Annotated in this window: 13 protein-coding genes; 8 read left to right on the top strand and 5 right to left on the bottom strand. The window is 64.8% G+C overall.

Annotation, left to right across the window (positions count from 1 at the left end):
* Positions 1-28: 28 nt before the first annotated feature.
* The 3 genes from NWF24_RS12150 to NWF24_RS12140 form a co-directional block, all read right to left on the bottom strand.
* Positions 29-1552: a tripartite tricarboxylate transporter permease gene (locus NWF24_RS12150; RefSeq protein ID WP_258354380.1), complete on the bottom strand. Its 1524-nt coding sequence runs from the start codon at positions 1550-1552 to the stop codon at positions 29-31.
* A gap of 1 nt (position 1553) precedes the next feature.
* Positions 1554-2090 (bottom strand): tripartite tricarboxylate transporter TctB family protein, encoded by a 537-nt coding sequence (locus NWF24_RS12145; RefSeq protein WP_258354379.1) that lies wholly within the window; start codon positions 2088-2090, stop codon positions 1554-1556.
* 138 nt (positions 2091-2228) lie between these two features.
* Entirely contained in the window at positions 2229-3188 is a 960-nt protein-coding gene (locus NWF24_RS12140; protein WP_258354378.1) for a tripartite tricarboxylate transporter substrate binding protein, read from the bottom strand.
* Positions 3189-3324: 136 nt separating this feature from the next.
* Between NWF24_RS12140 and NWF24_RS12135 the strand changes: the two genes are divergently transcribed.
* The 4 genes from NWF24_RS12135 (at position 3325) to NWF24_RS12120 (ending at position 6778) form a co-directional block, all read left to right on the top strand.
* A complete protein-coding gene (locus tag NWF24_RS12135; protein WP_258354377.1) occupies positions 3325-4008 on the top strand; it encodes a response regulator transcription factor in 684 nt (227 codons plus the stop codon).
* The gene (locus NWF24_RS12130; protein WP_258354376.1) at positions 4005-5450 is read left to right on the top strand and encodes a sensor histidine kinase; all 1446 of its coding nucleotides are present in this window, start codon (positions 4005-4007) and stop codon (positions 5448-5450) included. Before NWF24_RS12135 ends, NWF24_RS12130 begins: the two co-directional genes overlap by 4 nt.
* A gap of 19 nt (positions 5451-5469) precedes the next feature.
* Positions 5470-5907, top strand: a complete 438-nt coding sequence (locus NWF24_RS12125; RefSeq protein WP_093056422.1) for an RNA-binding S4 domain-containing protein — start codon at positions 5470-5472, stop codon at positions 5905-5907.
* Between the two features lie 64 nt (positions 5908-5971).
* The gene (locus tag NWF24_RS12120) at positions 5972-6778 is read left to right on the top strand and encodes a PPK2 family polyphosphate kinase (RefSeq protein ID WP_258354375.1); all 807 of its coding nucleotides are present in this window, start codon (positions 5972-5974) and stop codon (positions 6776-6778) included.
* 43 nt (positions 6779-6821) lie between these two features.
* Here the strand turns inward: NWF24_RS12120 and NWF24_RS12115 are convergent, their stop codons facing one another.
* Positions 6822-7490, bottom strand: a complete 669-nt coding sequence (locus NWF24_RS12115; protein WP_258354374.1) for a hypothetical protein — start codon at positions 7488-7490, stop codon at positions 6822-6824.
* 216 nt (positions 7491-7706) lie between these two features.
* Here NWF24_RS12115 and NWF24_RS12110 point away from each other — a divergent pair, with 216 nt between their 5' ends.
* Positions 7707-9650: a sensor histidine kinase gene (locus tag NWF24_RS12110; protein ID WP_375338452.1), complete on the top strand. Its 1944-nt coding sequence runs from the start codon at positions 7707-7709 to the stop codon at positions 9648-9650.
* 9 nt (positions 9651-9659) lie between these two features.
* Here the strand turns inward: NWF24_RS12110 and NWF24_RS12105 are convergent, their stop codons facing one another.
* Entirely contained in the window at positions 9660-11372 is a 1713-nt protein-coding gene (locus tag NWF24_RS12105; RefSeq protein ID WP_258354373.1) for an acyl-CoA dehydrogenase family protein, read from the bottom strand.
* 279 nt (positions 11373-11651) lie between these two features.
* Here NWF24_RS12105 and NWF24_RS12100 point away from each other — a divergent pair, with 279 nt between their 5' ends.
* The 3 genes from NWF24_RS12100 to NWF24_RS12090 all read left to right on the top strand — a co-directional run bounded on the left by NWF24_RS12100 (position 11652) and on the right by NWF24_RS12090 (position 14579).
* Positions 11652-12491 (top strand): AraC family transcriptional regulator, encoded by an 840-nt coding sequence (locus tag NWF24_RS12100; protein ID WP_258354372.1) that lies wholly within the window; start codon positions 11652-11654, stop codon positions 12489-12491.
* A gap of 229 nt (positions 12492-12720) precedes the next feature.
* Positions 12721-13713 (top strand): class I SAM-dependent methyltransferase, encoded by a 993-nt coding sequence (locus NWF24_RS12095; protein WP_258354371.1) that lies wholly within the window; start codon positions 12721-12723, stop codon positions 13711-13713.
* 47 nt (positions 13714-13760) lie between these two features.
* Complete coding sequence (locus NWF24_RS12090) at positions 13761-14579, top strand: hypothetical protein (RefSeq protein WP_093056417.1); 819 nt, start codon at positions 13761-13763, stop codon at positions 14577-14579.
* Positions 14580-14602 lie beyond the last annotated feature (23 nt).

Here is a 14602-nt window from a genome sequence, read left to right as displayed (position 1 = left end):
CAGCTTTTTTTTCGAGCCCCGAGGAGCGTCAGGCGTCCAGCTGTGCCAGCCGCTTCAGCTTGCGTTCGCTCATGCGCTTGGCCAGGCGAGGAAGCACCAGCACAGCCACGACGATGACGACCAGCGCAATCGACATCGGGCGCTGGAAGAACACCACTGCGCTGCCCTCGCCGATCGACATGGCGTTGCGCAGTTGCGCTTCAGCGAGCGGGCCGAGGATCATGCCGACCACCACGGGCGCGGTCGGAAAGTCGAAGCGGCGCATCACCACGCCCAGCAGGCCGATGGCGTACAGCAGGAACAGGTCGAACCCGCTCTGGCGCATGCCGTAGGCACCCACCGTCGCGAAGATCAGGATGCCGGCGTAGAGCTGCGGCTTCGGAATCTTCAGCAGCTTGACCCAGAGGCCCACCATCGGCAGGTTCAGCACCAGCAGCATGACGTTGCCGATGTAGAGCGAGGCGATCAGCGCCCAGACCAGCGCGGCCGAGGTGGTGAAGAGTTGCGGGCCCGGCTGGATGCCGTAGTTCTGGAACGCGCCCAGCAGGATGGCGGTGGTGTTCGAGGTCGGAATGCCGAGCGTGAGCAGCGGAATCAACGCGGCCGTCACCGTGGCGTTGTTGGCAGCCTCGGGGCCGGCCACGCCTTCGATGGCACCGGTGGTGCCGAACTCGGCCTTGGCGTCCTTGTCCTTGGCCAGCTTCTTTTCCATCGCATAGCTCAGGAAAGTCGGGATCTCGGTGCCGCCGGCCGGAATGCAGCCGAAGGGCGTGCCGATGGCGGTGCCGCGCAGCCAGGCGGGAATGGATCGCCTCCAGTCGCGCTTGGTCATGTGCACGCGGCTGAGCTTGTTCTGGCCCTCGACCACCTTGCCCTCGTAGAGCACGGCGTACAGCACTTCAGCCACGGCGAACAGGCCCACAGCCACCAACACGATCTCGATGCCATCGAGCAGCTCAGGCACGCCGCCGGTGTAGCGGCCCTGGCCCGAGATCTGGTCGAGCCCGACGCAGCCGGCCGCCAGACCGACGAACAGCGCCGTCATGCCGCGCAGCGTGCTCTTGCCGAGCACAGCGCTCACGGTGGTGAAGGCCAGCAGCATCAGCAGGAAGTACTCGGGCGGGCCGAGCTTGACCGCAAACTCGGCCACGAAGGGCGCGAACAGCGTGACGATGACGGTGGCAATGGTGCCGGCCACGAAAGAGCCGATGGCGGCCGTGGCGAGTGCCGCGCCCGCCCTTCCGCTCTTGGCCATCTTGTTGCCCTCCATCGCCGTCACCATGCTGGCGGTTTCGCCGGGCGTGTTCAGCAGGATGGAGGTGGTCGAGCCGCCGTACATGGCGCCGTAGTAGATGCCTGAGAAGAAGATCATCGAGGCCGTGATGTCGACCTTGCCGGTGATCGGCAGCAGCATGGCCACCGCCACGGCCGGGCCGATGCCAGGCAGCACGCCCACGGCCGTGCCCAGGGCACAGCCGAGCAGGCAGCAGAACAAGTTGTAGGGGGTGATCGCCGCGGCGAAACCCGCCATGAGTGCGTTGAAGATTTCCATGTCAGAACCACCCGGTGGAAGTGAGGCCAGGCAGGTTGATGGCCAGGAATTGCGTGAACATCCAGAACACCGGGGCCGCGATCAGCGCGCCGGTGACGATATCGATGAGCCAGGTGCGCAGCGAATTGACGCCGCCCTGCCCGCTAGCGCGGCGCAGGCCCTGCACGGCCAGCAGATAGCACAGCGTGCAGCTCACGATGAAGCCGAGCGTGGTGATGAGCGCCGCGTTGAGCAGCAGCCCCGCCGACACCCAGACGAAGCCGGGCCAGTAGGCATGCTCCGCGCCCGTGGGTGCGTCGAGCTCGCGGAAGCCGCCCGTGCGCGCCTCCCACAGGATCCACCCGCCGCACAGCACGAGCACCACGGACACCAGCCAAGGCAGGAAGTTGGGGCCGACGCCGCCGTAGCCGGCTTCGGAAGAAATGCCGATCGCGCCGAAGGCCAGCGCCAGGCCGGTCAGCAGCACGCCGACACCGACCAGGGTTTGCGGCCACGTGGCCGCGGGTTGCGCAGGGGCCGAGGATTCTGGAGTTGTCATTTTTTTGTCCTGGAGTGGGAGTACGGGTGCCCCTTCCAGAAACACCGCGGAACCGGCTTTGCCGGGCCGCAGGTGTTGCCCCCGGTAGGGGGTTGGCGTAGCGACACGAAGTGCGCGCAGCCTGGGGGCGAGCTAATTTCAGACCATGCCGGATTTCGTCATGATGGCGCGCAGGCTGGCGAAGTCGTCGTCGACGAACTTGGCAAAAGCCTCGCCCGACAGCACGGCCGGCGTCCAGTCGTTCTTCTTGAGCGACTCGGCCCACGACGAGCTCTTCATGGCGGCCAGCACCATGTCGGTCAGCGCCTTGCGCTGCTCGGCCGAGATGCCGGGGGCGCCGTACACGCCGCGCCAGTTGCCAATCTCGACGTCGATGCCCTGCTCCTTCAGCGTGGGCACGTTGATGCCCGGCAGGCGCTGCGCGGAGGTGACGGCAATGGCCTTCATCTTGCCGGCGGCGATGTACTCGGCGAACTCGCTGTAGCCGCTGCCGCCGATGGTGACGTTGCCGCCCAGGATGGCGGCGGTGGCTTCACCGCCCCCACGGAAGGCGACGTAGTTGATCTTGGAAGGATCGGCGCCCACCTTCTGCGCGATCATGGCCGCAGCGATGTGCTCGGTGGAGCCGCGCGAACCGCCGCCCCACTTGACGCTGCCCGGGTCCTTCTTGAGCTGGTCGACCACGTCCTTCATGGTCTTGAGCGGCGAATTGGCCGGCAGCACGAACACGTTGTATTCGGTGGTCAGGCGCGCAATGGGCGTGGCCTGCTCGAGCTTGACCGGCGGCTTGCCGGTGATGATGCCGCCCAGCATGACCGAGCCCATGACCATCAGCGCGTTGGCGTCGCCCTTGGAGCCGTTCACGAACTGGGCCAGGCCCAGTGCGCCGGCGGCGCCGCCCTTGTTGTCGTAGGTGACGGTGTCGGCCACCTTGGCGTCGCTCAGCGCCTTGCCCAGCGCACGGCCAGTGGTGTCCCAGCCGCCACCCGGGTTGGCGGGGATCATCATCTTGACGTTGGCTGCAGCACGTGCCGAGAGCGGCAGCGCCCCGGCGGCGGCCAGTGCGGCCAAAGACTTCAGAAAGGTGTCGCGACGCATGCGTGTCTCCTGGAATTGGAAGGAACTTGAAAGGAAGCTGACTTTTAGCTGAGCGCTATCATGCGCCGCCCCGCTGTCAGTTGGCTGTCCGCCAGACTGGGGAAAACACCAAAGTACGCACCCTCGCCGCCAACGTATGAAGCTGCTGCTGGTCGAAGACGACCCCTCGATGCAAATCACCCTGCAGCGCACCCTCGGGCGCCGGCGGATCGACGTGCGTGTCTGCGGCGACGGGGCCGAAGCCGTCGCCCAGTGGCGCGCCATCGAGCCCGACGTGGTCGCCCTCGACCTGAGCCTGCCCAACCTCGACGGCCTGCAGGTGCTGGCCCAGGCCCGCGCCGAAGGCCTGCGCACACCGGTGCTGCTGCTGACGGCGCGCGGCACGGTCGGCGACCGCATCGTCGGCCTGAACGCCGGCGCCGACGACTACCTGCCCAAGCCCTTCGACCTCGACGAGCTGGAAGCCCGCATCCGCGCGCTGCGCCGGCGCAGCCACGGCGTTGCCGGACCGGACGCGGGGCTCAATCCGCAGGAGATAGGCGGGTTGCGCTTCGAACCCGACAACGGCGCCATCTACAACCGCGCCGAACTGCTCGAACTCACGCCGCGCGAGCTGGCGCTGCTGAAGGGACTGATGATGAAGCCGGGCCATGCCGTGACCAAGGAGCGCCTGTTCGAGCTGGTGTTCCCGGGCGAGACCGAGGTGCAGTACGAAGCCATCGAGGTGGTGGTGTACCGGCTGCGCAAGAAGCTCGCGGGCACCGGCGCGGTGCTGATGACCATGCGCGGCCTCGGCTATTTATTGCGCCCCGAGGCATGACCCGCGTCTCTTCGCTTCGCGCGCGGCTGCTGCTCGGCATCCTCGCGCCGATTGCCGTGTTCATCGTGATCAACAGCGTGAGCCTGTATCGCCAGAGCCTTGCGGCAGCCACCACGGCCTACGACCGCACGCTGCTCGCCTCGGCCAAGACCATCGGCGAACAGCTCGACGTGGAGGGCTACGACGACCTGGCGCAACTGCGGGCCATCGTGCCCTATTCCGCGCTCGAGGCCTTCGAGGCCGACAACCGCAGCCGGCTGTTCTACCGGGTCTCGGCGCTCGACGGCGAAATGATCTCGGGCTTTGCCGAGCTGCCGTTCTGGCGCGGCCGCATTCCGGATCGCAGCGCGTATGCGGCGTTGGTCGACTTCTACGACGCGCAGTTCCGCAACCAGCCGGTGCGCGTCGCGGTGCTGCTGCAGCCGGTGGCAAGCGCAACCGGCCGCGGCATGGCCGTGGTGCAGGTGGCCGAGACGCTGGAGCTGCGCGAAACGCTGGTGCGCAAGCTGCTGATCGACATGCTGTGGCGCCAGCTGCTGCTGATGGGCGTGATCGCGCTGGTCACCGTGTTCGTGGTGCAACGCGCCACGCGGCCGGTACGCGAACTGGGCGAAGCCATCGAGAAGCGCCCGGCCGACGACCTCTCGCCCATCGACGCGCCCGACGCGCCGCGCGAGCTGCGGCCGCTGATCGACGCCACCACGCAGGTCATGGGCCGGCTGCAGCAGCTGCTGGACCACCAGAAGCGCTTCGTGCGCGACAGCGCCCACCAGCTGCGTACGCCACTGGCCGTGCTGAAGGCGCAGGTGCAGTCGGCGCAGCGCGGCGACGTGGCGCCCGAGCAGGCGCTGGGCGAAATCAGCCACACGGTGGAGCGCGCGACCACGCTGGCCAACCAGATGCTGTCGCTCGCCAAGGTGGAGCAACTGCGCCAGCAGCCGGAGTCGGTGACGCTCGACCTCGGGGAGGTGGCCCGGCAGATCGCACTCGACCTGTCGCCGCTGGTGGCCGACAAGGCGCTCGACTTCGAACTCGCCATCGACGAGCCCGTGCCGGTGCAGGCCCACCACTGGATGCTGCAGGAGCTCACGCGCAACCTGCTGCACAACGCGATCAAGCAGAGCCCCGCGGGCGCCGCGCTGTCGGTCTCGGTGCGCTCTGAAGGCGCGGATGCGGTGCTCACGGTGCGCGACAGCGGCCCCGGCATCTCGCCCGAACTGCGGCAGCGCCTGTTCGCGCCCTTCTCCGCCGGCAGCACGTCGAGCGGCTCGGGGCTGGGGCTGGCGATCTGCCGCGAGATCGTGCTGGCGCTCGGCGGGCGCATCAGCCTCGACAACCGCATTGCGCCGGCCGGGGAGGATGGCGCCGAACGGGTGATCGGGCTCGACGCCGTCGTGCGCCTGCCGCTGCCGTCGATGCCGCTCTCGCGGCACAATTCCTGAAATCCACTTCCGACACTTCATGGACCGTCTGCGCATCGACAAATGGCTCTGGGCCGCCCGCTTCTTCAAGACGCGCTCGCTGGCCGCGGAGGAAATCGGCAAGAACCGCGTGCAGGTGAACGGCGACGTCGCCAAGGCCTCGCGCGAGGTCAAGGCCGGCGACACCGTGGCCATGCGCATGGGCCCGCTGACGCGAACCGTGAAGGTGCTCGGCCTCAGCGGCCAGCGCGGACCGGCACCGGTCGCGCAGCAGCTCTACGAGGAAACAGCCGAAAGCGTGGCGGCGCAGGCCGCCTTCCGGGAGCTGCGCCGCATGGGCAGCGAACCGGCACTGGCCATCGAACAGGGCCGCCCCACCAAGCGCGACCGGCGCGATCTCGATGGCGCAGTGCGCCAGCATGCCGACTGGGACAACCGCTGGAGCGCCTCGCTGCCCCCTGAAGACGACGACCGCTGACGACCATCCGTCGGGTCGATCGCTTACGCTGTCGGCTTCGTTGTTCTTCACGGAGTCCCGCTTCATGGCCAGCTTCAAGAAATACCGCGTCGGCGGCAAGTTCAAGCTCTCGCACATCGACCCCGACGACACGCCCTTCTGCGAGGGCGACGAAGCCTCTCAGCGCGCCGAAGTCGATGCGCTGGCCGTCGAGCTCGACGAGCTGCAAGACCTGCTGCACGCGGAGGGGCGGCGCAAGCTGCTGCTGGTGCTGCAGGGCATGGACACCAGCGGCAAGGACGGCACCGTGCGCTGGGTGTTCTCGCGCACCTCGCCGCTGGGCGTGCGCGTATCGGCCTTCAAGGCGCCGACCGTGGACGAACGCGCGCGCGACTACCTCTGGCGCTGCCACGCCGTCGTGCCGCGCACCGGCGAGATCATGGTGTGGAACCGCAGTCACTACGAAGACGTGCTGGTGCCCGTGGTCGAAGGCTGGATCGACAAGGCCGAGGCAAAACGCCGCTACGCGCAGATCAACGACTTCGAGAGGCTGCTCACCGAGACCGGCACGGTGGTGGTCAAGTGCATGCTGCACATCGACAAGGACGAGCAGCGCGAACGCCTGCAGGCCCGCATCGACACGCCCGGCAAGCAATGGAAGTTCAGCATGGACGACCTGGAGGTGCGCACCAAGTGGAGTGCCTACCAGCAGGCCTACCAGAACGCGCTGGGCGCCACCTCGACCGACCACGCGCCGTGGTACGTGGTGCCTGCCAACAGCAAGCGGCATCGCAACGTGATGATCGCGCAGCTGCTGGTGAAGACGATGCGTCAGATGAAGCTCAAGGCTCCGCCGCCGGACCCGGCGCTCAAGGGAATGATCGTCAAGTGAGCGACAGCTGAGCAGGCAGGGGCCCTCGCGGGCCCATCGAAGCTCAGGAGCGGCGGATCAGCGCCTGCGCCAGCACGCGGCACTTGCCGAACTCGCAGCGCACCGCCCAGGTTCCGCCGTTGTCGCAAGGCACGTTGTAGGTTTCGTAGCCGGGGCCCTTGGCCGTCAGCTCGGCACGCGGCTGCAGGTTGCAGCGACCGGCCTTGGCCAGCGTTTCGACGTTGTAGGTGTCGATGCCGGTGCGGCGCGGCTTCATGACGACGCCCGGGTCGAAGGTGTTCCCGTAGAACGAGTCGCGCACGTTGGGGTCGAGGTTGCGATAGCCGCGCTTGGCCATGCAATGCACGATGGCGATCTGCTGGTGCTCGGCAATCAGCTGCGAGTCGGGGCGGCCGTTCCAGTCGATGATGGCCGCCGTGATGCCGGTGTACGACGCCGCGGCGACGATGCCCTGTCCGTGCACCGTGATCAGGCCCAGGCCCAGCGCGCCCCACATGGCGTCGCCGGTTTCGCTGCGCGCCGTGATGCGGTTCGACGCCGTGCGGCATTCGGCCACGTCGTTGTCGTAGCGGACCTTGTCCACGCCCTCCATGGCGACCATGGGCACATAGGAAGTGCCCCTGCCCGTTCCGGGCTCGGTGGGTGTAGTCGGTGCGCTGGCGCAACCGGCCAGGGCCACGGCAGCGAACGCAATGCTCAGCAGCAGCTTCATGCAATCCCTCGTCTTCTTCGCGATAGTTGCGGGGATTTAACCATACATATAGTTACTCTTGAACCGCATTTGTCGTGAATGCACTACGTCTGTCCCAGGAACGCTCACCGCCTCAAAGGGCATCGGGCGGGAAACATCACGCGCTTGGTTACAGAGTGAGAAAATAGGTTACATGTCCTTCGCGTCAGCCTTGCGCGCGATTCATCCGAACACCCTTTGAACTACCGTCCCGCACCCTTCTTCGCCAACGTGGTGCTCGTCCTGTCGATGGCACTGCTGGGCGCCATCGGGGCCTTCCTGGGCGGGACAGCCGGCCTGCAGCAGTCCGACTCGCTGCTGCACCTGACGCGCGCCGACTGGCAGGTCGACGAAGCCTCGGGATTCAGCACTCCGCCGTTGAAGCAGGACAGCGGCGCCCTGCCGGACACCTGGAAGCGGGTCGAACTGCCCCTGGCCCTTCCCATCGCACTGCTGCGCCAGGCGGAGACCGCCTCCACCAGGACGACGCGCACCACCTGGATCCGGCTGTCCACGCGCGGCCTGCCGCCCGACGCCGGGCCGCTGGCGTTGTACGGCATCCGGATCAAGACCGATGGCACCATCGCGGTCTATGCCGACGGCCAGCTGGTCCACCGCGCGCAGCAGTCGGGCCCGCTGTGGAACAGCACCCGCACCCCGCTGTGGGTCCAGCTGGACAACAGCGTCGACAGCAAGCCGCCCAGCGAGATCCTCCTGCGCCTGGAGCACACCCGCAATGCCCAGGTGGCGTTGTCGTCGCTGTGGATCGGCCCCATCGACGCGCTCAGGGGCCGCTACGGCATGCGCCAGTGGCTGCAGCAGGAGCTGCCCGCGATGCTCGGCGCAGCATTCATGGCCGTGGGCGTGTTCGCCCTGTTCGTGTGGTTCAGGCGCCGCGACGAAACGGGCTACCTGCTGTTCTTCAACCTCGCGGCCACTTCCTTCATGCGGGGACTTCACTTCTACGTGAGCCTGCCCGTCGCCAATGACTGGTTCGCGTGGCTGACAGTCAACTCGCTCTTTTGGCTGGTGATGGTGGTGCACTTCTTCCTGCGCCAGTTGCACGGCCTGCAGCTCAAGTGGCTGACCGTCGGTGTGGTCGTGGCGACCACCACCATCGGCCTCGTCACCCTGCCCGGCTTGAACATCGTGCAGAACACGCCGCAGGTAACGCCGCTGATCTACGCTGTCGCGGCGCTGATGGGCACCCTGGTCTGCCTGGTGGGTAGCGTCAGCGCATGGCGCCGCTCCACCGAAGGGCGACTGGTCGCGGTCGGCATCGGCATCTGCGTGTTGCTGGGCATGACCGACTGGCTGCTGCAGAACAACTTCATCAGCCCCGAAGGCTGGTACCTGGGGGCGTACACCAACGCCGTCACCTTCAGCGTGTTCGGCGCGCTGATGTACCGCCGGTACATGCACGCCATAGGCGAGGTCGAGCAGCTCAATGCGAGCCTTGCGCAGCGCCTGCAGAAGCGCGAAGCCGAACTCGAGCTCAGCCACCGGCGGCTGCGCGAGGTCGAGCGCCTGCAGACCATCAGCGACGAACGCCAGCGCCTGATGCAGGACATGCACGACGGCCTCGGCTCTTCGCTGATCAGCGCCATCCGCTCGGTCGAAGGCGGCGGCATGAGCGACGACAAGGTCTCGCAGATTCTCAAGAGCTGCCTGGACGACCTGAAGCTCACGCTCGACTCGCTGGAGCCCATCGAGGCCGACCTGCTGCTGCTGCTGGCCACGCTGCGCTACCGGCTGGAACCGCGGCTTGAAGGCACCGGTGTTTCGCTGCGGTGGGAAGTGCAGGAGCTGCCCGCGCTGGACTGGCTCGACCCATCGAGCGCGCTGCACATCCTGCGCATCGTGCAGGAAAGCATCTCGAACATCCTGAGGCACACGCGCGCGACGGAGATACGCGTGGGCACCTCGCTGGAGGGCGCGGGCGTGCAGGTGACGATCGAGGACAACGGCCAGGGCTTCGACGTCCAGAAGGTGATGGGCAATCAGTCCGCGGGGGGCCGAGGCCTGCAGAACCAGCGGCGGCGAGCGCAGGCGATCAAGGGCGTGGTCCAGTGGGAATCGAAACCGACGGGAACGCGGTTCGTGTTGTGGCTGCCGATGCAGCGGGAACGCCAGTCGGCTTGAGACTAGCCCTCAGATAGATGCCGATTGCGCCGCCTCAGTCACATCGGCGCGAGCAACGATTCCGCGCAGATCTGCCCCCGCGACCAGAGTCCCCATCACACCGGCGTGCCGACCGCCCAGGCGCGACTCGACGAAGCGCTGCGCCACCGCGCCATCGCTGTGCCTGAGCATCTCGCTCGCCTGAAGCGCAAGGGCCATGCGCGTCACGATGGCGCGCGAATTGCCCTCATCGACGGCACCCGCAGAAAGATCGTCGCGCAAACCGGCGATGAATTTCGCATACGCCGCGTTGGCAACTCCCGGCTGGGAGACTTCATCGAGAAAGACTTCGAGCGAACCCTTCTCGCGGCCGAGCGCGCGAACCACGTCCATGCACATCATGTTCGTCGTGCCTTCCCAGATCGAATTGAGCGGCGCCTCGCGATACAGCCGCGCGATGGGGTTCTCCATGATGAAGCCGTTGCCGCCGTGAACCTGCAATGCCTCGTAGACGAAGTACGTCGCACGCTGGCAGTTCCAGTACTTGACCACGGGCGTTGCCACGCGGGCAAGAAGCCGCTCGCGTTCATTCGATTCCATGCTGTCGGTTGCGCGTGCGACGCGCATCGCCGACAGCATGGCCGCTTCGCTTTCCAGCGCCAAGTCCGCCAGCACATTCGTCTGCATGGGCAGGTCGGCCATCCGGCGACCGAAGCCGTCGCGTGTCGATGCGTGGTTGATCGCCAGCGTGAGCGCCTGGCGCATCAGGCCTGCAGAACCCACTGCGAAGTCGAGGCGGGTCAGGTGTGCATGCGACAGGATCTCGCGAATGCCGCGCCCCTCTTCGCCGACCAGCATCGCCCAGGTCTTGTTGAACTCGACCTCGCTCGATGCGTTGGAGCGGTTTCCGCACTTGTCTTTCAGGCGCTGCACGGCAACACGATTGGCACTGCCGTCCGGCAGGAAGCGCGGAACGAAGAGGCAGCTCACGCCCGAATTGGTTTGAGCCAGTGTGTAGAAGCCGTCGGAGGTAGGGACCGAAAAGAACCACTTGTGGCCGGTCACGTTGTAGATGCGGGCGCCGTTCTCGGTTCCGACGAAAGTGGCCGTGGTCTGCGTCTGGCGCAGGTCGGAGCCGCCCTGCTTCTCGGTCATGGCGTAGCCGATGACGGCGCCCGTTTTCTGCGGGAGCGGCAGGCGGCGTGGGTCGTAGCGACCGGAGAGTGTCTTCTCCCGCCACATTGCAAACTCCGACCGCCCCGCAAAACCGGCGCAGGCAGCGTAGGCCATGCCGGTGGGGCATCCGGTGCCGTTCTCGACCTGGTTCCACAGGTAGCTCAGCACCGCACGCGCAAGGTGGCCCGAGGGCTCATTGGTTGTCCACGCAAGGCTCGGTACGCCATGCGCGAACCCCAAGGCCATGAGTTGATGCCATGCAGGATGGAACTCGACCCAGTCCAGGCGATTGCCGAACCGATCATGCGTGCGCAGCTGCGGGCTGTGTTCGTTGGCCAATCGTGCGAGGTCCTGCACCTCTTCGTTGCCCGCCAATGCGCCGACCGCCGTTGCGTCGGGAATGCTCCAGGACGCGTGGCGCGCCACGAGTTCTCGTAGAGCCACATCGCCTGTGAATGCGTTGTGGCCGGTGCAAGCACTGGCCTGGTTGAATACCCTGTGCGTCTCGACGCCATCGGCCAGGGGAAACTGAAACGCCAGTGCCGTACTTTCGAGGGGCATGTTCATGAAGGTCTCCAGGAGTTCGCCGCGCTGCAGGCATAGTGAATCATTCTTCGAGATTCGTGAACCTGAATCCGTTCTTTCCCGGGCCGGGCACGCGACACACCAGGACCGCAAAATGGCACAGTCTTTGCGTGCTCAAGGTACAGCGACTTGGCGCCGCCCCGCCCGCTCCCCAGATCGCGCCGTAGTCACTGGAATAGACAGCCTTGCTCACCATTCAGGTGCCATGCAACCGGTTGGACGCTGAAAGCGTTACAACCGCTGATCCAAACGGAGGCTTCGTTGGCCAAGCTGGACCCTCTGAATACATCGCGCTACTGGCATGTGCCTGGCATGCCGGGCATGGACATGCTCCATGCGGACTTCACGACACATGAATACGCACCCCATGTGCACCATTCCTTCGTGATTGCGGTCACCGAGCTTGGAGGCGCGGAGTTCAAGAGCCGCGGCCGCACGGGCATTGCCAATCAGCAGGCGCTCCTCGTGTTCAACCCGGCCGAACCACACTCGGGCCGCATGGGCGGCAGTGCCCGCTGGCGGTACAGGGCTCTCTATCTGGCCGAGCCGGGCATCAGGCATCTGATGACGACACTGGGCATCGATCAGACCCGGTACTTCGGATCGAACATCTATTGCAACCAGGAGCTCATCGGCAGCTTTCTGGAGCTTCATCGCGCCTACGACGGAAACAGCGATCAATGGGACCCTCTGCGGCAGCAGGAACTGTTCGTCCATAGCTTCGGAACACTCTTCCAGAGCCACGCACAGCCAGGGCAACGCGTGCTCCCGGTGCCGGCAGATGCCAACGTGCTCGCGCCAGTGCTGGAGTTGCTGCGCGACTCCTTCGCAGAGCGATTGACGCTCGAGCAGATGGCGGCGGCCGCCGACCTGACGCCCTTTCAGCTGATCGGCGCATTCAACCGCACGATCGGACTGACGCCGCACACGTACCTCACGCAGTTGCGGCTCAGGGCCGCCATCAGTCACCTCACTGCCGGCCGGCCGCTGATCGAAGCCGCCGTTGCGAGCGGCTTTTACGACCAGAGCGCTCTCACCAGGCATTTCAAGCGCACCTTCGGCATGACGCCTCTCCAGTACGTCCGCGCACGGACCTGCTGAGAGACCGCCTCCCCGGCCCTCGAGCCATGCGCTGAGGGTCTTCCTTCTTCCGCTTCTTGTTTCCGCTCGGCTCGCGCGGAATTCGGATTCGTCTTTTTGGCGCGATTGCTTCCGGCCGCAATTTTTACCAATACGGGTTTCTCCGCGCTGACTATCGTGCAACTAAATGGTTTCGACCACTGCAAAGTAATCAGTTCGTTTTCAATAGTGTTTAACCCACAGGTGACCCATGCAAAATGTTGATCGCGGCATTACTGGTTCCTCCCTCGCAGGCTCCGCAATCCTGCTGGAAATAGGCGCGGAGTACGGAATCATTGAATTTCTCCAGAAATCGCCGATCGTGGACGCTGCAACGGCATCCCGATCCTGCGGAATCAAGGAATCGGTGATTTCCGCCTACCTCGACTCCCTGAGCAAGGCCGGAATCATCGAGGTATTGAATGAAAAAGCACCAGCAACCTACAAGGCTGGCAGCAATTTCGACGAACTGATCAATGAAGTCGGGTACCTCTCGTGGGCGCTCCGCGCTTGTGCCCCGTTGATCAACAACGCGAAAGAATTTTCGGAAAACAACGAAGAGGCGCAACTCAAATACCCGCGCAGCGGCGGCCTGGTTGCCCGCACATCGAAATGGATGGGCGAAAAATCCTTCTATCCGCAGCCGGAAAACGCCATCGTCGCGATGGCACCAAAGAAAATCGTAGATCTTGGATCAGGCTCCGGAGGGTTCCTGATCCGCATGCTCAGGAAAATTCCGGGCTCAAAAGGCGTTGGAATTGATCTGAGCGCGTCGGCCACCGAACAGGCCGTTCGCGCAGCCAGTGAAGCGGGAATGAGCGACAGGCTCCAGTTCGTGACTGCCCCCATCCAGATCCTCACGGAAGATGCATCTCTCATCAGGGACGCGGACATCATCCACGCAGGATTTGTCATGCACGATCTTCTTCCTGCCGAAGAAGAAACGCTCGACGCATTGCTGCGCGCCTGCTGTGCCAATGCAATCAAGGGCACGCTGATCATCGTCGATGCAATTCCTGTTGCTCAATCCGGCTGGGAAAAGCCGTTCGCCGCGGCATTCAATCATCTGCACAATCATTTCATGTCCAGAAAACTCCTCAGTGAAGACGAATGGACTGAAAAATTGTTCCGCGCGGGCTTTTCCAATGTGCGGGTCGAAATACTTGATCACCCTGGAGGGCGAATGTTGATGGCAAGTAAATAACTGAGTTCCCACGGCATTTTTTAACCAACTGTAATTAGGAGCACGAAATGAGCGTTACCATTTCCGATCTGGTTGAGAGAGTTAAAAGTCATCGTTGCTATTCCCACCCGATTTTCAAGAATTGGGTAAAGATCGAACCAGAGCCTCCTGTTGTGGGAGCCCTTTTCCACCAGATCCAGAGCTTCTGCGCGTCCACGCGTCCCGGATGGAGTTTTCCGGATGCGCTCAAGGAGCATGGGCTGCACAGGCAGAGCGAGTTGCTGGAAGAAATCGTCGAGAGCGAATCGGGCCACGGCCCCGAGCTGGCGACGATGGCGGGATACATCGTCAACCAGTCGGCCGAAAAGCCCGTGTTTGCAGACCTCTACAACCAGGAGAAGGTCGAAGCGAAGCTCAAGGACTTCTCCAACCAGTTGCTCGGCTCCCTGCCCGGCTACGACATGGACACCGGGTTGACCGCGCAAGTCCGAAAGGCCATTGGCGTCTTCGATCACCGCAAGATGACGGACATCGAGAACACCTACCGGAATCTCGGCACCACGCTGGCGCTGGAAATGATCTCCAACCAGCAATTGATTCCGGGCGAAAAGTATTGCCTGGTGGACAGCGGCATCTACAACGCCGATCTCGAGGTGCCTGAAATGCACTACCTGCTGGAGCACTGGGGCGAAGTCGGCGCCGAGCAGCACCACGAGCAAAACGCCCGCACCGCGGTCGAGCTGGCCCTGAAAACCGAGTACGCCCACTTGGTCATCGAAGGCGCAGACGATTTTCTCGATTCGCTGACCGGCCTCTGGGACGTTCTGGATGCGGCATTGCTGCAATCCGGTGTCGCCGCAGAGCAGAGAAAAGTGGCTTACGTATAACGGCGGCCCCAAGCCTGGTTGTC

It is taken from the genome of Variovorax paradoxus (genome assembly GCF_024734665.1).
Taxonomy (GTDB): Bacteria; Pseudomonadota; Gammaproteobacteria; order Burkholderiales; family Burkholderiaceae_C; genus Variovorax.
Note: the sequence above shows the minus strand (reverse complement) of the source record. Positions and strands in the feature narration are given on the sequence as shown.

Excerpts from the sequence above, each read along its gene's own strand:
- NWF24_RS12150 (WP_258354380.1), bottom strand. The coding sequence starts at position 1,552 with ATGGAAATCTTCAACGCACTCATGGCGGGTTTCGCCGCGGCGATCACC.
- NWF24_RS12145 (WP_258354379.1), bottom strand. The coding sequence starts at position 2,090 with ATGACAACTCCAGAATCCTCGGCCCCTGCGCAACCCGCGGCCACGTGG.
- NWF24_RS12140 (WP_258354378.1), bottom strand. The coding sequence starts at position 3,188 with ATGCGTCGCGACACCTTTCTGAAGTCTTTGGCCGCACTGGCCGCCGCC.
- NWF24_RS12135 (WP_258354377.1), top strand. The coding sequence starts at position 3,325 with ATGAAGCTGCTGCTGGTCGAAGACGACCCCTCGATGCAAATCACCCTG.
- NWF24_RS12130 (WP_258354376.1), top strand. The coding sequence starts at position 4,005 with ATGACCCGCGTCTCTTCGCTTCGCGCGCGGCTGCTGCTCGGCATCCTC.
- NWF24_RS12125 (WP_093056422.1), top strand. The coding sequence starts at position 5,470 with ATGGACCGTCTGCGCATCGACAAATGGCTCTGGGCCGCCCGCTTCTTC.
- NWF24_RS12120 (WP_258354375.1), top strand. The coding sequence starts at position 5,972 with ATGGCCAGCTTCAAGAAATACCGCGTCGGCGGCAAGTTCAAGCTCTCG.
- NWF24_RS12115 (WP_258354374.1), bottom strand. The coding sequence starts at position 7,490 with ATGAAGCTGCTGCTGAGCATTGCGTTCGCTGCCGTGGCCCTGGCCGGT.
- NWF24_RS12105 (WP_258354373.1), bottom strand. The coding sequence starts at position 11,372 with ATGAACATGCCCCTCGAAAGTACGGCACTGGCGTTTCAGTTTCCCCTG.
- NWF24_RS12095 (WP_258354371.1), top strand. The coding sequence starts at position 12,721 with ATGCAAAATGTTGATCGCGGCATTACTGGTTCCTCCCTCGCAGGCTCC.
- NWF24_RS12090 (WP_093056417.1), top strand. The coding sequence starts at position 13,761 with ATGAGCGTTACCATTTCCGATCTGGTTGAGAGAGTTAAAAGTCATCGT.